At 72.6% G+C, this 19,861-nt stretch carries 16 protein-coding genes; 5 read left to right on the forward strand and 11 right to left on the reverse strand.

Annotated elements, in window-relative coordinates; genetic code table 11:
- Positions 1 to 4: 4 nt before the first annotated feature.
- Together ACGFT1_RS12955 and ACGFT1_RS12960 are read right to left on the reverse strand one after the other, a co-directional pair.
- Positions 5 to 2,023, reverse strand: coding sequence for a serine/threonine-protein kinase (locus ACGFT1_RS12955; protein WP_373909032.1), 2,019 nt, complete (start codon positions 2,021 to 2,023; stop codon positions 5 to 7).
- Between the two features lie 538 nt (positions 2,024 to 2,561).
- A complete protein-coding gene (locus tag ACGFT1_RS12960; protein ID WP_373909033.1) occupies positions 2,562 to 4,271 on the reverse strand; it encodes a glycerol-3-phosphate dehydrogenase/oxidase in 1,710 nt (569 codons plus the stop codon).
- A gap of 281 nt (positions 4,272 to 4,552) precedes the next feature.
- On the opposite strand from ACGFT1_RS12960, the gene ACGFT1_RS12965 reads away from it, so the two are divergent.
- Positions 4,553 to 5,761, forward strand: a complete 1,209-nt coding sequence (locus ACGFT1_RS12965; protein ID WP_373909034.1) for a nucleotide sugar dehydrogenase — start codon at positions 4,553 to 4,555, stop codon at positions 5,759 to 5,761.
- A 176-nt stretch (positions 5,762 to 5,937) separates the two neighbouring features.
- Here the strand turns inward: ACGFT1_RS12965 and ACGFT1_RS12970 are convergent, their stop codons facing one another.
- The 4 genes from ACGFT1_RS12970 to ACGFT1_RS12985 all read right to left on the reverse strand — a co-directional run bounded on the left by ACGFT1_RS12970 (position 5,938) and on the right by ACGFT1_RS12985 (position 10,913).
- Complete coding sequence (locus tag ACGFT1_RS12970) at positions 5,938 to 7,062, reverse strand: GuaB3 family IMP dehydrogenase-related protein (RefSeq protein ID WP_373909035.1); 1,125 nt, start codon at positions 7,060 to 7,062, stop codon at positions 5,938 to 5,940.
- Positions 7,063 to 7,199: 137 nt separating this feature from the next.
- Positions 7,200 to 8,708, reverse strand: a complete 1,509-nt coding sequence (guaB, locus tag ACGFT1_RS12975; RefSeq protein ID WP_373909036.1) for an IMP dehydrogenase — start codon at positions 8,706 to 8,708, stop codon at positions 7,200 to 7,202.
- Positions 8,709 to 8,871: 163 nt separating this feature from the next.
- Positions 8,872 to 9,459, reverse strand: coding sequence for a sigma-70 family RNA polymerase sigma factor (locus tag ACGFT1_RS12980; protein ID WP_356818645.1), 588 nt, complete (start codon positions 9,457 to 9,459; stop codon positions 8,872 to 8,874).
- Between the two features lie 842 nt (positions 9,460 to 10,301).
- Positions 10,302 to 10,913: a response regulator transcription factor gene (locus ACGFT1_RS12985; RefSeq protein WP_003948568.1), complete on the reverse strand. Its 612-nt coding sequence runs from the start codon at positions 10,911 to 10,913 to the stop codon at positions 10,302 to 10,304.
- 381 nt (positions 10,914 to 11,294) lie between these two features.
- Here ACGFT1_RS12985 and ACGFT1_RS12990 point away from each other — a divergent pair, with 381 nt between their 5' ends.
- Positions 11,295 to 11,624 (forward strand): WhiB family transcriptional regulator, encoded by a 330-nt coding sequence (locus ACGFT1_RS12990; protein ID WP_373909037.1) that lies wholly within the window; start codon positions 11,295 to 11,297, stop codon positions 11,622 to 11,624.
- A gap of 103 nt (positions 11,625 to 11,727) precedes the next feature.
- Here ACGFT1_RS12990 and ACGFT1_RS12995 read toward each other — a convergent pair whose 3' ends face one another.
- Complete coding sequence (locus ACGFT1_RS12995; RefSeq protein WP_373909038.1) at positions 11,728 to 12,636, reverse strand: LysR family transcriptional regulator; 909 nt, start codon at positions 12,634 to 12,636, stop codon at positions 11,728 to 11,730.
- Positions 12,637 to 12,717: 81 nt separating this feature from the next.
- Here ACGFT1_RS12995 and ACGFT1_RS13000 point away from each other — a divergent pair, with 81 nt between their 5' ends.
- Together ACGFT1_RS13000 and ACGFT1_RS13005 are read left to right on the forward strand one after the other, a co-directional pair.
- A complete protein-coding gene (locus tag ACGFT1_RS13000) occupies positions 12,718 to 13,386 on the forward strand; it encodes an MOSC domain-containing protein (protein WP_373909039.1) in 669 nt (222 codons plus the stop codon).
- A gap of 49 nt (positions 13,387 to 13,435) precedes the next feature.
- The gene (locus ACGFT1_RS13005; RefSeq protein WP_373909040.1) at positions 13,436 to 14,209 is read left to right on the forward strand and encodes an SDR family NAD(P)-dependent oxidoreductase; all 774 of its coding nucleotides are present in this window, start codon (positions 13,436 to 13,438) and stop codon (positions 14,207 to 14,209) included.
- 221 nt (positions 14,210 to 14,430) lie between these two features.
- Here the strand turns inward: ACGFT1_RS13005 and groL are convergent, their stop codons facing one another.
- The 4 genes from groL to ACGFT1_RS13025 form a co-directional block, all read right to left on the reverse strand.
- On the reverse strand, positions 14,431 to 16,059 hold the full coding sequence (groL, locus tag ACGFT1_RS13010; RefSeq protein WP_373909041.1) for a chaperonin GroEL: 1,629 nt from the start codon (positions 16,057 to 16,059) through the stop codon (positions 14,431 to 14,433).
- A 120-nt stretch (positions 16,060 to 16,179) separates the two neighbouring features.
- A complete protein-coding gene (groES, locus tag ACGFT1_RS13015; protein ID WP_066995800.1) occupies positions 16,180 to 16,488 on the reverse strand; it encodes a co-chaperone GroES in 309 nt (102 codons plus the stop codon).
- A gap of 245 nt (positions 16,489 to 16,733) precedes the next feature.
- Positions 16,734 to 17,543, reverse strand: a complete 810-nt coding sequence (locus ACGFT1_RS13020; protein WP_373909042.1) for a polysaccharide deacetylase family protein — start codon at positions 17,541 to 17,543, stop codon at positions 16,734 to 16,736.
- A complete protein-coding gene (locus ACGFT1_RS13025; RefSeq protein ID WP_373909043.1) occupies positions 17,540 to 18,487 on the reverse strand; it encodes a polysaccharide deacetylase family protein in 948 nt (315 codons plus the stop codon). Before ACGFT1_RS13025 ends, ACGFT1_RS13020 begins: the two co-directional genes overlap by 4 nt.
- A gap of 90 nt (positions 18,488 to 18,577) precedes the next feature.
- Between ACGFT1_RS13025 and ACGFT1_RS13030 the strand changes: the two genes are divergently transcribed.
- A complete protein-coding gene (locus ACGFT1_RS13030; RefSeq protein ID WP_373909044.1) occupies positions 18,578 to 19,771 on the forward strand; it encodes a methyltransferase domain-containing protein in 1,194 nt (397 codons plus the stop codon).
- Positions 19,772 to 19,861 lie beyond the last annotated feature (90 nt).

A 19,861-nucleotide genomic window follows, 5' to 3' on the forward strand; every position in this document is an offset into this window, starting at 1 on the left:
CCGCCTACGACTTGGGCGTGAACGACTTCGTGAGTGTCTTCCAGGTGTCCTTGCGCAGATCACCGTGCCAGTCGGCGCCCTTCGCCGTGTACATCAGCGCGTAACCTTGATGGTCGTTCACCACGAAGCCCCGGTCGATCGTCCGGTACCCGGTGCCGCCGTCGTCGTACGTGAACTCCCAGTCGGCCGTGTTCCAGCCGCGGTAGCCGACCTTCTCGATGCGGATCCTGTGGTACTGGGAGCGCACCATGTAGCGCTCCTGGTTCTTCCAGTCCGCCACCGGGTCGCCCTTGGGCGCGCTGGTCCAGGCGACGAGCAGCTTCTGCCCGGCGGGCCCGGTGTAGCGGTCACCGGCGGCACCGGTGGACCGGTACTGCCATCCCTTCGGCAGTCCGATCGAGTACCCCTGGCCGCTCTTGCGGGTCGTGACCGCCGGAGCGCTCCCGCCGTCCTTGCCGCCGTCCTTCCCGCCGGACGGGCGGGAGTCGTCGGCGGACGGGCCGGCGCCGGAGTCCGGCCCGGTCGCCGACGCCGAACGGGTGCCGGCCGGCGCCGCACTCGCGCCGTCCGTCCGCGTCCCGGTGGCCGTGCCGCCGTCCGTCTTCTTGTCCTCCTTGGTGGACGCGCCGGCGCTGGCGGCGGCCCTGGTGCCACCGCTCTTGCCGCTCTTGTCGTCGCCGCCCAGCGTGAGGGCGAGCACGGTGCCGAGCACGGCGAGAGCGACGACCACGGCGATGATGACGAGCGTGCGCCGGGGCACCACGTCGGTCAGCGGCGCCCTGGGCACCGGCCGCGGCGGCAGGTCCAGGTCCGGCGGCGGCACCACGGGCCAGCCGGAACTCCGCTTGGCCGGACCGGAGTCCGGCACGGATGCGGAAACCGGTGCCGGGACGGCCGGCCTCCCGGCCGGACCGGTGCCCGCGGGCCGGGCGGAGGCGGACCGCGCTCCGGCAGCCGCGCCGTCGGCGGCCGGGCCCGCGGTCTCGCTCGTGGTCCTCGGCCGCGACGCCGCCGCGCCGGCCGCGCCGGCCGCCTTGCGGACCGAACGCAGTGCGCCGCGCAGCTTCTCCCCGGCCTCCTCACCGCGCTTGCCCTCGGCCGGACCCGGCTGCGCCGGCAGCGGGACCACGCGGGTGGCGTCCATCGCCTCCTGCTCGGGGGCGTGGATCACGGCGTTGAGCATGGCCCGGGCCCCGGCGTCGTCGAGCCGCTGGGCCGGGTCCTTGGTGAGGAGGCCGTAGATGACGTCCCGCAGCGGTCCCGCGTGCTTCGGCTCGTCCAGGTTCTCGGTCATCACGGCGGTGAGCGTGGCGATCGCCGAGCCCTTGTCGTACGGCGGCACCCCTTCGACCGCCGCGTACAGCAGGCCGCCGAGCGACCACAGGTCGGCCGCGGGTCCGGGCTTGTGGCCGCGGGCGCGCTCCGGGGAGATGTAGGAGGGGGCGCCGACCAGCATGCCGGTGGAGGTGATGGACGGGTCGCCCTCGACCTGCGCGATGCCGAAGTCGGTGAGCACGACCCGGCCGTCCTCGGCGATGAGCACGTTGGACGGCTTCACGTCCCGGTGCAGGATGCCCTGGCGGTGTGCGGAGCGCAGCACGTCGAGGACGGCGAGCCCGACCTCGGCGGCGCGCTTCGGCTTCAGCAGCCCGTCCTCGCGGATGACCTCGGCGAGGGACTTGCCCTCCACCAGCTCCATGACGATCCAGGGCCGGTCGTCCTCGTCGACCACGTCGAAGACCGTCACCGCGCTGTTGTTGCGGATCCGGGCGATCGCCTTGGCCTCGCGCAGCGTGCGCGTGATCAGGCGCCGCTTCTCCTCCTCGTCGATGTTCGTCGGGAACCGCAGTTCCTTGACGGCGACCGTCCGGCCGAGGGTCTCGTCCTCGGCGCGCCAGACCGTGCCCATGCCGCCGCGGCCCAGCACGTCTCCCAGCCGGTACCGCCCGGCGAGGAGACGCCGCTCGCCATTGCCCTGACGAGTCTCCTGACGGGATGTTCCCGCCCGCTCCGTCTCCGACATGCGTCCCCTCATACAACCCGCCCTGACAGAGCCTCCATTGTCTCTTACCCCGCAAGTGGCCGATGCCCAGGGTGCCCGTGGCCGGAGTCCGCCCTCCGCACCCCGCGAGCCCTGGTGAAACGGGTGTTCCGCTTACCGGGATGAGGGGACGCAAGAGGGGGGAAACCGGCCTGCCGACGCTTCGGACACTCCCGGCCATACCGGCGCCCGCCCCGACCGCGCCACCGGCGTGTCACCGACGGTGACCCATCGGGCCCGGCCCTCTCACCCGCACCGGCGGACGGCCCGGCTCCCCGAAGTCGGCGGGTCCGTGCCGCCGTTGACCCCGCCTCAGGCCACACACATCACGCTCCCCTCCCCGGGCCACCCGCGCCACTCACCGACGCGGGGCCGGCCCGAACCCCTTTCATACGGCCCTGCACAAGGCCGAGTTCCCCCCTGGCATCCGATGGAACGAGCCGATTCCGAACGAAGATCCCGATTCGTGACACCCGTTCGAGTGAAAGCTCCCCGGCCGGGGGCATCGACGGGGCCGGGCTCAGGTGAGCGGCACGATGTCCGGGGCTCCCAGGCGGGCCGCGTCCGCCGTCTGGTCGTCCGGCTGGAGCTGGGACTCCCGCTCGGCCTCCACACGCTTCTCGTAGTGCTCGACCTCGCGCTCGATCCGGTCCTGGTCCCAGCCGAGAACCGGCGCCATCAGCTCGGCCGCCTCCCGGGCGCTGCGGGTGCCCCGGTCGAACGTCTCGATGGAGATGCGGGTGCGGCGGGTGAGGACGTCGTCCAGGTGCCGGGCGCCCTCGTGCGAGGCCGCGTACACCACCTCGGCGCGCAGATAGTCGTCGGCGGCCCGCAGCGGCTCACCGAGCGCCGGGTCGGCGGTGATGAGGTCCAGGACCTCCTCGGCCATCGAACCGTAACGATTCAGCAGGTGTTCCACGCGGACCGTGTGCAGTCCGGCGCGGGCGGCGATCCGTGCTCGCGCGTTCCACAGCGCCTGGTAGCCCTCCGCGCCGAGCAGCGGGGTCTCCTCCGTCACGCAGTCGGCGACCCGCGCGTCGAGACCGTGCACGGCCTCGTCGACGGCGTCCTTCGCCATCACCCGGTACGTCGTGTACTTGCCGCCCGCCACGACCACGAGCCCCGGCGCCGGATGGGCGACCGTGTGCTCGCGGGACAGCTTGCTGGTGGCGTCGGACTCGCCGGCCAGCAGCGGGCGCAGCCCGGCGTACACGCCCTGCACGTCGTCGCGGGACAGCGGCACGGCGAGCACCGAGTTGACGTGTTCCAGCAGGTAGTCGATGTCGGCGCTGGACGCCGCCGGGTGGGCCTTGTCGAGGTCCCAGCCGGTGTCGGTGGTGCCGACGATCCAGTGCCGGCCCCAGGGGATGACGAACAGGACGGACTTCTCGGTGCGCAGGATCAGACCGGTGGTGGAGTGGATGCGGTCCTTGGGGACGACCAGGTGGATGCCCTTGGAGGCGCGGACGTGGAACTGGCCGCGCTCGCCCACCATGCCCTGGGTGTCGTCGGTCCACACGCCGGTGGCGTTGACGACCTGCCGGGCGCGGATCTCGTACTCCCCGCCGGCCTCCACGTCCCGCACCCGGGCGCCGACGACGCGCTCACCCTCGCGCAGGAACCCGGTCACGCGCGCGCGGTTGGCCACCTTCGCGCCGTAGGACGCCGCCGTGCGCACCAGGGTCGTCACGAAGCGGGCGTCGTCGACCTGGGCGTCGTAGTACTGGAGGGCGCCGACGAGGGCGTCCTTGCGCAGGCAGGGGGCGGCGCGCAGCGCGTGACGGCGGCTCAGGTGGCGGTGCATCGGCAGGCCCCTGCCGTGGCCGCGGGCCATGGACATCGCGTCGTAGAGCGCGACGCCCGAGCCGGCGTACAGCCGCTCCCAGCCCCTGTGCTGGAGCGGGTAGAGGAACGGCACCGGCTTGACCAGGTGCGGGGCGAGCCGCTCCAGGAGCAGGCCGCGCTCCTTGAGGGCCTCGCGGACGAGCGCGAAGTCGAGCATCTCCAGATAGCGCAGGCCGCCGTGGATCAGCTTGCTGGACCGGCTGGACGTGCCGGACGCCCAGTCGCGGGCCTCGACGAGGCCGGTGGACAGGCCGCGGGTGACGGCGTCCAGCGCGGTGCCGGCGCCGACCACGCCGCCGCCGATCACCAGGACGTCCAGCTCGCGCTCCGCCATCGCCGCCAGTGCCTCGGCGCGCTGCGCCGGCCCCAGGGTCGCTGTCCTCACCGCTGCCTCCCGATGTCGCAAGACGTGCTCACGTCGGCCGCACCCGGTGGGCGAAGCCCGGTTCACCCCTCCTCATGCCCAAATTCTGTCCGCGTCGTCCGACTTCGGCCACCACGTGCTGACACCCTGTGGACAACTCGCGCAGAACCCCCGGAAGACACACGAACACAATCACACATAACGGTCATATGTGTACCTAGTCTGACACTGCACTCGCTCGTCTTGTCCACAGCGGTTGCGTACCTGTTCCGCTTCGGCTACTGGGAAGGACGGCCCACGCCATGCCCGCAGACCTCGCCGTCATCGGACTCGGCCCCTACGGCTTGCCCCTCGCCCAGGCCGCCGTCGCCGCCGGCATCTCCACCATCGGCTACGCCACCGGCCCCGAGGCCGGCTCGCTCAGCCCGGCCGAGCTGCGCCGGATGCACGCCTCGGGCTTCCGGCCCGGTACCGACCCGGCCCAGCTCGGCCGGGTGCGCACCGCCGTGATCTGCGCGCCCACCCCGCGCGGCGCCGACGGGGGGCTCGACCTCGGCCAGGTCGAGGGGGCGGCCCGCACCCTGGCCGAGCGGCTCCGCCCGCACACCACGGTCATCCTGGAGTCACCCGTGCTGCCGGGCACCACGGAGGAGTTCCTGCGCCCGCTGCTGGAGAAGGGCTCGGGCCTGCGCGCCGGCCGCGACTTCCACCTCGCCTACTCCCCCAGCCGGGTGGACCCCGGCAGCCGCGACCACACCCCCGCCGGCACGCCGAAGGTCATCGGTGGCCTCACCCCCGCCTGCACCGAGTCGGCCGCCGCGTTCTACGGCCGGCTCACCGACAAGGTCGTCCGCGCGCGCGGGCTGCGCGAGGCGGAGACCGTGCAGCTGCTGGAGACCAACTACCGGCACGTCAACATCGCGCTCGTCAACGAGATGGCCGTCCTCTGCCACGAGCTGGGCGTCGACCTGTGGGACGTCATCCGCTGCGCGGAGACCAAGCCCTTCGGCTTCCAGGCGTTCCGGCCCGGTCCGGGCGTCGGCGGGCACGGCGTCCCCCAGGACCTGACCGGACACGCGACCCGCACCCTGCGCATGGTCGAACTGGCCCAGCAGGTCAACAACCGGATGCCCCGGTACGTCGTGCGGCGCGCCGCCACGCTCCTCAACGAGCACGGCAAGTCCGCGCGCGGCGCCCGCGTCCTGCTCCTCGGCGTCACCTACAAGCCCGACCTCGCCGACCAGCAGGGCACACCGGCCCAGGAGATCGCCGTACGGCTGATGGAGCTGGGCGCGGCCGTCAGCTACCACGACCCGTACGTGCCCGCGTGGAGCGTCCTGGACCGTCCGGTCCCGCGCGTGGACTCCTTCTACGAGGCCGCCGCCGACGCCGACCTCACGATCCTGCTCCAGCAGCACCGCACCTACGACCTCCAGGGCCTGTCGGTGAAGGCCCAGCTGCTGCTGGACACGCGGGGTGCGACGCCCACGGGCGCGGCACACCGGTTGTGAACCCGGCGGCCGGTACGCGAACCGGCCGGGCGTACGCGAGGGGCCGGTCACCCACTCGGGTGACCGGCCCCTCGGGCGTCGCCAGAACCAGGATCTTCCGTTCGGATCGGGGTGGATCAGGGAGCGGGGGAGCGGTGCCGGACCCCCGCGAGCCCGGCCTGATCCGAACGAGAGGCCTAGCGGCGGTGCTGGGAGTCCGCCACCGTGACCTCGACCCGCTGGAACTCCTTCAGCTCGCTGTAGCCGGTGGTGGCCATGGCGCGGCGCAGGGCGCCGAAGAAGTTCATCGAGCCGTCGGGGATCCGGGACGGGCCGGTGAGGATCTCCTCGATCGAGCCGACCGTGCCGAGGTCGACCTTCTTGCCGCGGGGCAGTTCCTCGTTGACGGCCTCCATGCCCCAGTGGTGGCCCTTGCCGGGCGCGTCGGTGCCCCGGGCCAGCGGGGAGCCCATCATCACCGCGTCGGCGCCGCAGGCGATCGCCTTGGGCAGGTCGCCGGACCAGCCGACACCGCCGTCCGCGATCACGTGCACGTACCGGCCGCCGGACTCGTCCATGTAGTCACGGCGGGCCGCGGCCACGTCGGCGACGGCGGTGGCCATCGGGACCTGGATGCCGAGGACGTTGCGCGTGGTGTGCGCGGCGCCGCCGCCGAAGCCGACCAGCACACCGGCCGCGCCGGTGCGCATCAGGTGCAGCGCGGCGGTGTACGTCGCACAGCCGCCGACGATCACCGGCACGTCCAGCTCGTAGATGAACTGCTTCAGGTTCAGCGGCTCGTGCGAGGACGACACGTGCTCCGCCGACACCGTCGTACCGCGGATGACGAAGATGTCCACGCCCGCGTCCACGACCGCCTTGGAGAACTGGGCGGTGCGCTGCGGGGAGAGCGCGGCGGCGGTGACCACACCGGAGTCGCGCACCTCCTTGATGCGGGCGCCGATCAGCTCCTCCTTGATGGGGGCGGAGTACACCTCCTGGAGACGGCGGGTGGCCGTCTCGGCGTCCAGCTCGGCGATCTCGTCCAGCAGCGGCTGCGGGTCCTCGTAGCGGGTCCACAGACCCTCGAGGTTCAGCACGCCGAGGCCGCCCAGCTCACCGATGCGGATCGCGGTGGCCGGGGAGACCACGGAGTCCATCGGGGCGGCCAGGAACGGCAGCTCGAAGCGGTAGGCGTCGATCTGCCAGGCGATCGAGACCTCCTTCGGGTCCCGCGTACGGCGGCTGGGGACGACGGCGATGTCGTCGAAGGCGTACGCCCGGCGGCCGCGCTTGCCGCGCCCGATCTCGATCTCAGTCACGTCTTGGGCCTTTCCCTGATGCGTTTCAGCGTCTTCCAGTATCGCCGACGGGCACGGCAACGGCGGCCCCGCGTGCCGCGGGGCCGCCGTCGACGGCCGTCACGCGCGCGTGGACGCGCGTGCGTACTGCCTGAGAGCTACCTCTTGCTGCTGTAGTTCGGCGCCTCGACCGTCATCTGGATGTCGTGCGGGTGGCTCTCCTTCAGACCTGCCGAGGTGATCCGCACGAACCGGCCGCCCGCCTGGAGCTCGGGCACGGTCCGGCCGCCGACGTAGAACATCGACTGGCGCAGACCGCCGACCAGCTGGTGGACGACGGAGGACAGCGGACCGCGGTAGGGCACCTGGCCCTCGATGCCCTCGGGGATCAGCTGCTCGTCGGAGGCGACGCCCTCCTGGAAGTAGCGGTCCTTCGAGAACGACCTGCGCTCGCCACGGGTCTGCATGGCACCGAGCGAGCCCATGCCGCGGTACGACTTGAACTGCTTGCCGTTGATGAACAGCAGCTCGCCCGGGGACTCCTCGCAGCCCGCGAGGAGCGAGCCGAGCATGACCGTGTCGGCGCCCGCGACCAGGGCCTTGGCGATGTCACCGGAGTACTGGAGGCCGCCGTCGCCGATCACCGGGACACCGGCGTCCTTGGCGGCCAGCGCGGCCTCGTAGATGGCGGTGACCTGCGGGACGCCGACGCCGGCGACCACGCGGGTCGTGCAGATGGAGCCGGGGCCCACGCCGACCTTGATGCCGTCGGCGCCCGCGTCGACCAGGGCCTGGGCGCCGTCGCGCGTGGCGACGTTGCCGCCGATCACGTCGACACCGGCGGAGTTCGACTTGATCTTGGCGATCATGTCGCCGACCAGCCGGGAGTGGCCGTGCGCGGTGTCCACGACGATGAAGTCGGCACCCGCCTCGACCAGGGCCTGGGCGCGCTCGAAGGCGTCACCGGCCACGCCGACCGCCGCGCCGACGAGCAGACGGCCCTCGGCGTCCTTGGCGGCGTTCGGGTACTTCTCCGCCTTGACGAAGTCCTTGACCGTGATCAGGCCCTTGAGGACGCCCTCGTCGTCGACCAGCGGCAGCTTCTCGATCTTGTGCTTGCGCAGCAGCTCCATGGCCTCGGGGCCGGAGATGCCGACCTTGCCGGTGACCAGCGGCATCGGGGTCATGACCTCGTGCACGCGGCGGCTGCGGTCGCTCTCGAACGCCATGTCGCGGTTGGTGACGATGCCGAGGAGCTTCTTGTCCCCGCCGGTCACCGGCACACCGCTGATGCGGAACTTCGCGCACAGCGCGTCCGCCTCGGCGAGGGTCGCCTCCGGGTGGATGGTGATCGGGTCGGTGACCATGCCGGACTCGGAGCGCTTCACCAGGTCGACCTGATTGGCCTGGTCCTCGATGGAGAGGTTGCGGTGCAGGACGCCGACGCCGCCCTGGCGGGCCATCGCGATCGCCATGCGGGCCTCGGTCACCTTGTCCATGGCGGCGGACAGCAGCGGGATGTTGACCCGCACGTTCTTGGAGACGTACGAGGCGGTGTCGATCTCGTCGGGTGCCATGTCCGACGAGCCCGGCAGCAGCAGCACGTCGTCGTAGGTCAGCCCGAGTGTCGCGAATTTTCCGGGCACTCCGTCGACGTTGGCAGTCATGACACCTTCCCCAAATGGCCTTGCTCGGTGCGGATGTCCATGCTAACGGGAAGCGTCGTCAGCTAATTCCACGGTAGGGGGTCGCTTCAGGCTTCGTACGTTCGTACGGAAACGGCGGCGCGCCCGTTCAGCGGCGGGTCAGGGAGGCCCCGCACCGGGGGGATTACTGTTCGGCGAGCGCCCGCAGGCGGCTCAGGGCCCGGTGCTGGGCCACGCGGACCGCACCGGGTGACATTCCCAACATCTGCCCCGTCTCCTCCGCGGTCAAGCCCACGGCGATGCGCAGCAGAAGCAGTTCGCGCTGGTTCTCGGGGAGGTTGGCCAGCAATTTCTTCGCCCACTCGGCGTCGCTGCTGAGCAGGGCGCGCTCCTCCGGGCCGAGGGAGTCGTCGGGCCGCTCGGGCATCTCGTCGGACGGCACCGCGGTCGACCCCGGGTGGCGCATGGCCGCCCGCTGGAGGTCGGCGACCTTGTGGGAGGCGATGGCGAAGACGAACGCCTCGAAGGGGCGGCCGGTGTCGCGGTAGCGGGGCAGGGCGAGGAGGACGGCCACGCAGACCTCCTGGGCGAGGTCCTCCACGAAGTGGCGCGCGTCGCCGGGGAGCCGGGACAGCCGGGTGCGGCAGTAGCGCAGCGCCAGCGGGTGCACATGGGCGAGCAGATCGTGCGTGGCCTGCGCGTCGCCGTCGACGGCCCGGTGCACGAGCGCGCCGATCCCCCCGTGGGCCGTGCCCGCCTCGTCGTCGCGCATCGGTCCATGGTGCCTTGCGGCCGTCCGGTCCGTCGCATCGTGTCCGTGGTTGTGCACCGAAGCGTTATGAGCAGGTGCGCCGGCACTCATTCCCTGCGCCCTCCCCTTCCGCTCGACCGACTCGTCCCCGAGAGACTCCACACCCTCAAGGATGCGGCATCCGCGCCGAAACGAGCAGCGCGCGTCCGGCGGGCCGCCTTGCACCTCGCCTGTCGGGAGGTGGGGCGGGTTGGTGTTCCGGGGGCGTACGCCCGGAGCGTGCGGCCCCGTGACGCGCGGCGCGGGCGGTTGCCGGCGACGCGTCCCGTAAGGCCACGGACGTCGCGGGCGCACCCGGACCGGACGCCGGGAGCGGCTGCGCCGACCGCCGTTACCTCGGGAAACCATACGGGCACGGACACCGGGCGCCCACCCGGGCCGGGCTCGGCACGCGGTCCCACGGCGGGCGCGGGAAGCGTTCCCGCCGTACGGACCGCGCGGGCAGCGGCCCGGAGCGGCCGCGCCGACCCGGCACCCGCGAGGCCGGCGACGGTGGTGCGTGCGCCGGGCCCGCCGACGCCGCGCTGCGCCCGCCTCCTCCACGACACCGCGAGGAGACTCAGGCCGCCCCGGAGCGACCCGTGGCGGCCGGACGCGTTCTGCGGCGTCCCACCGCCCGTCCGGCGACCTGCCGGCACCGCCGGCCCGGCCACCCGGGCGGCACCGGTTCCGCTTCCCCCGGCGGCCCTGCGCCGCCGGGTCGGCCGGTCGGCGGCGAGGGAGCCGGGAGGGGCAACGGAAAACGGGGCGGGGCGCTGCCGGGCGGGGCCCGGCAGGGGGTGCCCCGCGGGGCCGCTCACCTGCTACCGGACCAGTCCCCAGCGGAAGCCGAGGGCCACCGCGTGCGCCCGGTCGGAGGCGCCGAGCTTCTTGAACAGGCGCCGGGCGTGCGTCTTCACGGTGTCCTCGGAGAGGAACAGCTCGCGGCCGATCTCGGCGTTGGACCGGCCGTGGCTCATGCCCTCCAGCACCTGGATCTCGCGCGCGGTGAGCGTGGGCGCGGCACCCATCTCGGCCGAGCGCAGGCGGCGCGGGGCGAGTCGCCAGGTGGGGTCGGCGAGGGCCTGCGTGACCGTGGCCCGCAGTTCCGCGCGGGACGCGTCCTTGTGCAGGTAGCCCCGCGCGCCCGCGGCGACCGCCAGGGCCACACCGTCGAGGTCCTCGGCGACGGTGAGCATGATGATGCGCGCGCCCGGGTCGGCGGACAGCAGCCGCCGCACGGTCTCCACGCCGCCCAGGCCGGGCATGCGCACATCCATGAGGATGAGATCGGAGCGGTCGGCGCCCCAGCGGCGGAGGACTTCCTCGCCGTTGGCCGCCGTCGTCACGCGCTCGACACCGGGCACGGTCGCGACCGCGCGGCGGAGCGCCTCTCGGGCAAGCGGGGAGTCGTCGCAGACGAGGACGGATGTCATGACCGCCCTCCGCAGCTGATGCGCGTCACCTTGAGCCTCCAGGCTGGTACGGAATCGTCACCTGTGCGGTCGACCGTCTCGGACGCCTGCCCGAGCGCTTGTTTTTTCAACCGCCTCCGCACTCTCAACGACGGTCACTCGAAAGAGTTACGGGGCCGCGTGCCGTCTTCGGCACTCTATGTGAGGGCGTCGACACGGTGCAGACATGCCCGTCGGACTCTCAACTTTTCATCACAACCTATGACCCATTCAGTCCCTTTTCTTCCCGTTTTGCGGTGTCCGGTACTAGATTCGCAATGAGTCATATTTTCATCTCCTTAGACCGGAGACGTACGGTCGTCGGCACCGCTTCCGCCCAGAACGGCTACAAGGGGTCACCTAATGGCAGATTTCTCCCGCCTTCCCGGACCGAACGCGGACCTGTGGGACTGGCAGCTGCTGGCTGCCTGTCGCGGCGTGGACAGCTCGCTCTTCTTCCACCCCGAGGGCGAGCGCGGGGCGGCTCGGAGTGCTCGTGAGAACTCGGCCAAGGAGGTCTGCATGAGATGCCCGGTCCGTGCGCAGTGCGCCGCGCACGCACTGGCGGTGCGCGAACCGTACGGCGTCTGGGGCGGCCTGACCGAGGACGAGCGCGAAGAGTTGATGGGCCGGGCCCGCAACCGCCTGGTGTCGGCGTCGACCACCCATGGCGACAGGGCCCCCGAGCAGTGAGCACCGGACAGTGAGCTTCGAGCCCTGAAGGAACGTTTCTGTAGAGATCGCGGCCACCCACACCTCGGCGAGCGGCACGCGCGCGTGCCCGTGACGGGCCGCGCTAGGCGCGCCCGGCCGCCAGCGCCGCGCGAGCCAGTTGTTCCAGCGTCGCCGCCACGGCCGGCACCTGTGCCAGGTCGGGCAGGGTGAGGGCGACGATCTCCCGCCGGACCGCCGGCTCCAGCCGTACCGTGCGCGCACCCCTCGGCCGCACCGACTCCACCGCCAGCTGTGGCAGTACGGCGACCCCCAGACCCGCGCCGACCAGGCCGACCACCGCCGGATAGTCGTCGGTGGCGAAGTCGATGCGCGGAGTGAAGCCCGCCTTCTCGCACACCTCGACCAGCTGGCCGCGGCAGCGCGGGCAGCCCGCGATCCACGGCTCGGCGGCCAGCTCTCCGATGGCGACGTCCTCCGCGCGCGCGAGCCGGTGCCGCTCGGGCACCAGGGCGACCAGACGGTCCGTCAGCAGGGGCCGCACGACGAGGTCGTCCCAGTCCTCGGCGACCGCCGCGCCCTCGTAGCGGAAGGCCAGGGCCAGGTCGCAGTCACCCTCGCGCAGCAGTTCCACGGATTTCGGGGGTTCCGCCTCCTCCAGGGAGACGCGGGTGCCGGGATGGGCGGCGCGCAGAGCGGCCAGGGCGGTCGGGACCAGTGTGGAGCTGCCGCTGGGGAAGGAGACCAGCCGGACCCGGCCCGCGCGCAGACCGGCGATGGCGGCGACCTCCTCCTCGGCGGCGGTGAGCCCGGCGAGGATGCCGGAGGCGTGCCGCACCAGGGCCTCGCCCGCCTGGGTGAGGCGCATCTCGCGGCCCGCGCGGACGAGCAGCGGGGTGCCGACGGAGGTCTCCAGGGCCTTCATCTGCTGGCTGACGGCCGGCTGGGTGCAGCCCAGCTGGCGCCCCGCCGCGGAGAAGGAGCCGGTGGTGGCGACGGCGCGCAGGACGCGGAGATGACGGGCCTCGATCACTCCTGGAGCATAAGGCAACCTTGGACGGGTCGCCCGATCGCGCGTCGGCGCTTTGGGCTCCGGTCCCGTACCGTGCGGGGAATGAAGGTGCTCTCGGTGAATGTGGGCCGCCCCCGGCGCGTGCCCTACACGGGCCAGCCGGACGGGCTGACCGGTATCGACAAGCGGCCGGCCGACGGGCCGGTGCGGGTGACCGCGCCCGGGCCCAAGGGGACCGGCGGGAGCGGGCTCGCCGGGGACGCGGTGTGCGAACGGCGCTTCCACGGCGGGAACGACCAGGCGGTGTACGCGTTCGCCCGCGAGGACCTCGACGCGTGGGAGCGCGAACTGGGCCGGCCGCTGCCCGACGGCTGTTTCGGCGAGAACCTGACGACGGACGGCCTGGACGTCTCCGGGGCGCTGATCGGCGAGCGCTGGCGGATCGGTCCCGCGGTGGTGCTGGAGGTGACCTCGGGCCGTGTCCCGTGCCGTACGTTCCAGGGCCATCTGGGCGAGCGCGGCTGGGTCAGGAGGTTCACACAGAAGGGCGCATCGGGTGCCTACCTCCGGGTGATCGAGCCGGGCGAGATCCAGGCGGGCGACGCCGTGGAGATCGTGCGCCGGCCGGACCACGGGGTGACGGCGGCGTTGCAGTTCCGCGCGGTCACCACCGACCGGGACCTGCTGCCCGGGCTGCTGGCCGCGGGTGACCCGCTGCACCCGGAGACGCTGGCGGCGGCCCGCGCGTACCTGGCCGCGCGGAGCGGTTGAGGGCCCTCGCGGCAGCGGAGCCCGTGGGCCGGGTCACTACGCTTGGGCCATGACAACGGCTCTGATTACGGGATCCACCGCGGGAATCGGTGCCGCGTTCGCGCGGCGGCTCGCGGCTGACGGGCACGACCTGGTCCTGGTGGCCCGGGACACCGGGCGGCTGCGCGAGCAGGCGACCGAACTGCACGACCGGCACGGCATCGAGGTGGAGGTACTGACCGCCGACCTGTCCGAGGACAAGGGTATCGAGGCGGTCGCCGACCGGCTCGGCGACCGGAAGAACCCGGTCGACCTGCTGGTGAACAACGCCGGCTTCGGCAACAAGGGCCGCTATCTGGACGTGCCCATGCCGGACGAGCTGAAGATGCTCAAGGTGCACTGCGAGGCGGTGCTCCGGCTGACGTCGGCGGCGACCGCGGCGATGCGGGAGCGCGGCCGGGGCGGGGTGGTGAACGTCGCCTCCGTGGCCGCCTTCGTCCCGCGCGGCACGTACGGCGCGTCCAAGGCGTGGGTCGTGCAGTTCACCCAGGGCGCGGCGAAGGACCTGGCCGGCAGCGGAGTCCGGCTGATGGCGCTGTGCCCGGGCTTCGTGCGCACCGAGTTCCACCAGCGGGCCGGCATGGGCACGGACAACATCCCGGGCTGGATGTGGCTGGACGCCGACAAGCTGGTCGCTGCGGCCCTGGCCGACCTCGCGCGCGGGAAGACGGTGTCCGTCCCCGATCCCCGGTACAAAGCGCTGATGGGGCTGGTGAAGGTGGCGCCGCGCGGGCTGCTGGGCGGGATCAGCGCGAAGACCGGGCGCAAGTACGGGCCGCAGTAGCGGACCGGGGGCGCCGCAGTCCCGGGGCGCCGGGGCCCGGGACCCCGTCGCCCCCGCGTCCCCGCGTCCCGGCGTCCGGATGGGGGGAGCGGGTGGGGCGGCACCGGGCCGCGCGACCGGGCCGCGCGGAGCCGGGGGCAGCGGACGGCGGCACAGCCGGTGCACAGGGCGAAGGCCCGGTCCCCTGCCGGGACCGGGCCTTCACTCGGGCGTGCACTCGCTCAGTGAGCGTGGCCGTGGCTGTGGCCGTGGCCCGCGGCCTCCGGCTCCTCTTCTTTCTTCTCGACGACCAGGGTCTCGGTCGTGAGGAGCAGGGAGGCGATGGAGGCGGCGTTCTCCAGGGCGGAGCGGGTGACCTTGACCGGGTCGATGACGCCGGCCTTGATCAGGTCGCCGTACTCGCCGGTGGCGGCGTTGTAGCCCTGTCCCGCCTCCAGGTCCTTGACCTTGGAGACGATGACGTAGCCCTCCTGGCCGGCGTTCTCGCCGATCCAGCGCAGGGGCTCGACCACGGCGTTGCGGACCACGGCGACACCGGTGGCCTCGTCGCCGGTCTTGTCCAGGTTGCCGGCCAGGACCTTGGAGGCGTGCACCAGGGCGGAGCCGCCACCGGAGACGATGCCCTCCTCGACCGCGGCGCGGGTCGCGGAGATGGCGTCCTCCAAGCGGTGCTTCTTCTCCTTCAGCTCCACCTCGGTGGCGGCGCCGACCTTGATCACGCACACGCCGCCGGCCAGCTTCGCGAGGCGCTCCTGGAGCTTCTCGCGGTCCCAGTCGGAGTCGGTGTTCTCGATCTCGGCCTTGATCTGCGCGACGCGGCCGTGCACGTCCTCGGTCTTGCCGGCGCCGTCGACGATCGTGGTGTCGTCCTTGGTGACGGTGATGCGGCGGGCCGAGCCCAGCACGTCGATGCCGACCTGGTCGAGCTTGAGGCCGACCTCCTCGGAGATGACGGTGCCGCCGGTGAGGGTGGCGATGTCCTGGAGCATGGCCTTGCGGCGGTCGCCGAAGCCGGGGGCCTTCACCGCGACGGCGTTGAAGGTGCCGCGGATCTTGTTGACGACCAGGGTCGACAGGGCCTCGCCCTCGACGTCCTCGGCGATGATCAGCAGCGGCTTGGAGGCACCGGCCTGGATGACCTTCTCCAGCAGCGGCAGCAGGTCGGCGATGGCGGCGATCTTGCCCTGGTGGATGAGGACGTACGGGTCCTCCAGGACGGCCTCCATGCGCTCCTGGTCCGTCACGAAGTACGGCGACAGGTAGCCCTTGTCGAAGGCCATGCCCTCGGTGAAGTCCAGCTCCAGCCCGAAGGTGTTGGACTCCTCGACGGTGATGACACCGTCCTTGCCGACCTTGTCCATCGCCTCGGCGATCAGCTCGCCGACCTGCTGGTCCTGGGCGGACAGCCCGGCGACGGCGGCGATGTCGGACTTCTCGTCGATGGGGCGGGCCGTGGCGAGCAGCTCGTCGGAGACGGCCTTGACCGCGGCGTCGATGCCCTTCTTCAGGGCGGCCGGGGAAGCGCCGGCGGCGACGTTCTTCAGGCCCTCGCGTACCAGCGCCTGGGCGAGCACGGTGGCGGTGGTGGTGCCGTCACCAGCGATGTCGTTGGTCTTGGTCGCCACCTCCTTCACCAGCTGGGCGCCGAGGTTCTCGTACGGGTCCTCGAGCTCGACCTCGCGGGCGATCGTGACACCGTCGTTGGTGATGGTGGGGGCGCCGAACTTCTTGTCGATGACGACGTTGCGGCCGCGGGGGCCGATCGTCACCTTCACCGTGTCGGCAAGCTTGTTGACGCCGCGCTCAAGGGCGCGACGGGCGTCCTCGTCGAACTTCAGGATCTTCGCCATGAAAGCGGGAGCCCTCTCCGAAATCAGTGGGTGAAAAGAGACTGCGCCCCGGGCGCCCGGCTTCTTGTCGATTCGCGGGGGCCAGGGGCGCAGCTCAGAGCAGCGAAGTGCTTGAGGTGATTACTTCTCGATGATCGCGAGGACGTCGCGAGCCGAGAGCACGAGGTACTCGTCGCCGTTGTACTTCACCTCGGTGCCGCCGTACTTGCTGTAGAGGACGACGTCACCGACCTTGACGTCGAGCGGCAGACGCTCGCCGTTCTCGAACCGGCCCGGGCCCACGGCGAGGACGGCGCCCTCCTGGGGCTTCTCCTTCGCGGTGTCCGGGATGACCAGGCCAGAGGCCGTGGTCTGCTCGGCGTCCAGCGGCTGGACCACAATGCGGTCCTCGAGCGGCTTGATGGCAACCTTGGAGCTGGTGGTCGTCACGATCCGACCTCCCCCTTCGGAGATCTCGGGGTTGACTGTCTGAGGTGGCGACCAGGTGGATCCGTCGTCGCGGGTGCCGGACCTGCCCGTCGCTTTGTTGGCACTCTCTACTGCCGAGTGCCAGAGCCGAGACTATGACCGTGATTAGCACTCGGTCAAGCGGAGTGCCAGTGCGCGCGGCGCGTCGCCCCGATTCGGGGGGTGCCGGGGCGTCGCCGTCGACCCGCGGGCGGCCGGTGCCGGGCCTACAGATAGTCCTCGAGACGGCCGACGGTCAGCCCACGCTCCTGCACCTTGCGCAGCACCCGCGTGGTGCGTTCGCGCAGGGACAGGCCCGTCGACTCGTCCGGGCCCACCAGGACGATGTCGCCGGGGCGCAGCCGGCGCGGGCCGTGGGTGTAGACGAGGCCGCCCGGGGTCAGGGCGGCGCGCCACAGGGCGACCGCGGTGATGCCGCAGTCCGCCGCCGCGCGCAGGGTGGTGGTGTCGTACGAGCCGTACGGCGGGCGGAAGAGGCGCGGGCGGACGCCGAGGCGGGCGTGGAGCCGGTGCTGCTGGCCGCAGATCTCGGCGCGCTGGGAGGCGTACGGCGTCCCGGCCGACGCCCGGTGGTCGAGGGTGTGGTTCTCGATGCCGGCGCCGAGCGCGCGCAGGCGGGCGAAGTGGCCGTAGCCGGGGCCGGCGACGCTGTCGGTGAGGAACACGCTGACCGGCAGCCGCAGTTCGCGGACCATGTCGACGAAGCGGGGGTCCTGTTCGGCGCCGTCGTCGTAGGTGAGGAAGACGATCCGGTCGCGGGTGGGAACATGGTCGGCCACCGGGGGCAGGGCGTGGGCCCCCGGGTGCGCGGACAGCGGCCGGGCGGTGTGCAGCGGGGAGCGGGCGAGCGGTTCGGCCAGCCCCCAGCGACGGTAGCCGCGGTCGGGGACCGGGCCCTGCGGGCGCACCCCTTCGGCGGCCTTCTTGCCGAGCCGCTCGATGGGGTCGACGGACGGGGCGCAGCCCGTCAGGAGCAGGGCCGCGGCGAGGACCGCGGCCGGGCCCCGCGGCCTCACAGGTAGTCCTCCAGGCGGGCCACGGCGTAGCCCTCGCGCGTGACCTTGTCCAGGAAGCGGCGCATGTCGTCCAGCATCGTGCCGTTCCAGTCCTCCCGGCCCCGGAAGTGGGTCAGGACGATGTCGCCGGGGTGCAGGCTGCGGTCCCACTCGCGGTACTCCCAGTGGTCCACGAAGACCTCTTCGTCCCAGATGGGCGCGTATTTGATCCCGCAGGACTTGGCGGCGCGCAGGGTGTCGCCGTTGTAGTTGCCGTACGGCGGCCGGAAGACGGTGGGCGCCTTGCCGAACTGCTTCTTCATGATGTCCTGCATGCCGCAGATCTCGTGCCTCTGCTCGTCGTAGGACAGTCCGGGCAGGTAGGGGTGGGTGAGGGTGTGGTTGTTCAGGGTCACGCCCCGCGCCTGCATCCTGCGGAAGTAGCCGTAGTCCTCCTTGACGAGGTAGTTGCTCAGAAAGGCCGTGTACGGGATCTTCAGCTCGCTCATCATGCGCAGGAACGCGGGGTCCTTCTCCGCGCCGTCGTCGATGGTGAGGAAGACGACCTTCTGCCGGGTGGGGACGGTCGTGAAGACCGGTGGAAGCCGCTCCTCCTCCTGCCCGTCCACCTCGAAGCCGTCCCGGGCGGTGATCTCGGGCTTCCTGGCGGGCGGGGCCGGCGGGGTGAGGGGGGTGCGTGCCAGGCCCCAGCGGTGGGCGGCGGCGGCCAGCCGGGCGTGTTCCGCGGCCTGGCGGGCGCGTTCGGCGGCCTGGCGGGCGCGTTCGGCGGCCTGGCGGGTCCGCGGGTCGACGGGGCGGGCCGGGCCGCCCCGTCCGGCGGCCGGTTCCGCGCCGTCGGCGCAGCCGGTGAGGAGGGCGGCGCCGGCCAGGGCGAGGGCTGCGCAGCGGACGGCCACCGGCACGCCCGATGCCCGACTTTTGTCATTTTGTACTACTACTCGCATGGTGTCGGATCCTCCCAGGCCGCGGCCCCCGCTCCCGGCCGACACCGCCGCCGGGCGCGCATCATCCACCGACTGGCCCACAATGACCCGGTGAACGACCTCGCTCCGCTCCTCACCCCCGAAGGCCGCGCCCTCCTCGACGAGTTGCGCGGCACCGCCCCGGCGGACGAACTCGCCGTCGCCACCCGGCTGCGCCGCGACCACCCTGCCGAGCTGGTGTCGGCCGCGCTCGGCCAGGCCCGGCTGCGGCAGCGGGCGGCGGCCAAGTTCGGGGACGAGGACGCCGGGCGGATGTTCTTCACACCGAACGGGGTCGAGCAGTCGACGCGCGCCGCCGTGGCGGCGTACCGGGCGCGGCGGTTCGCGGACCTCGGCGTCGCCTCCGTCGCCGACCTGTGCTGCGGGATCGGCGGTGACGCGATCGCGCTCGCGCGGGCCGGGATCCGCGTACTGGCCGTGGACCGGGACCCGCTGACCGCGGCGGCGGCCCGCGCGAACGCCGAGGCGCTGGGGCTCGCCGGGCTGATCGAGGTGCGGGAGGCGGACGTCACGGAGGTCGACGCCACCGGGTACGACGCGGTGTTCGTGGACCCGGCCCGGCGGGGCGGACGCGGCCGGATCTTCGACCCGGAGGCGTACTCGCCGCCGTTGTCCTGGGCGGTCCGGACCGCCGCCGCGGCACCGCGCGCCGCGCTGAAGATCGCCCCGGGCATCCCGCACGAGGCGGTGCCCGACGCCGCCGAGGCCGAGTGGGTCTCCGACGGCGGCGACGTGAAGGAGGCGGTGCTGTGGTTCGGGACCGGGACGCCGGGTGCCGTGCGGGCCACGCTGCTGCCCGGCCCGCGCACACTGGCCGGCCGGGGCCTGCCCGATCCCGGGGTGCGCCCGGTGGGACGGTACCTGTACGAGCCGGACGGCGCCGTGATCCGCGCCCACCTGGTCGCGGAGGTGGCCGATGAGATCGGCGGCGGCCTCGTGGACCCCACCATCGCCTACGTCACCGCCGACGAGCTGCGGCCCACGCCGTACGCCACCGCCTACGAGATCACCGACCGGCTCCCGTTCAACGTCAAGAAGCTGAAGGCGCTGCTGCGCGAACGCGGGGTCGGCACGCTGACCGTGAAGAAGCGCGGCTCGGCGGTCGAGCCGGAGGAACTGCGCCGGAAGGTGAAACCACAGGGACCGAACGCGGCCACCGTGTTCCTCACGCGGGTGGCGGGAGCGCCGACGATGCTGGTCGGGGCCCCGGTCCGGGGGGCTGCCGGAGCGTCCGGGCCCTGCTGAGCGGCAGGGCCCGGTCCCTCGCGTCGCGGGGATGGCGTCGGCGTGCCGGTCGCTCTCCGGGTGGACGTGCGCGAATTTTCCTCCGCCGCC

It is taken from the genome of Streptomyces sp. Y20, assembly GCF_043195475.1.
In the GTDB taxonomy this organism is placed as follows: Bacteria; Actinomycetota; Actinomycetes; order Streptomycetales; family Streptomycetaceae; genus Streptomyces.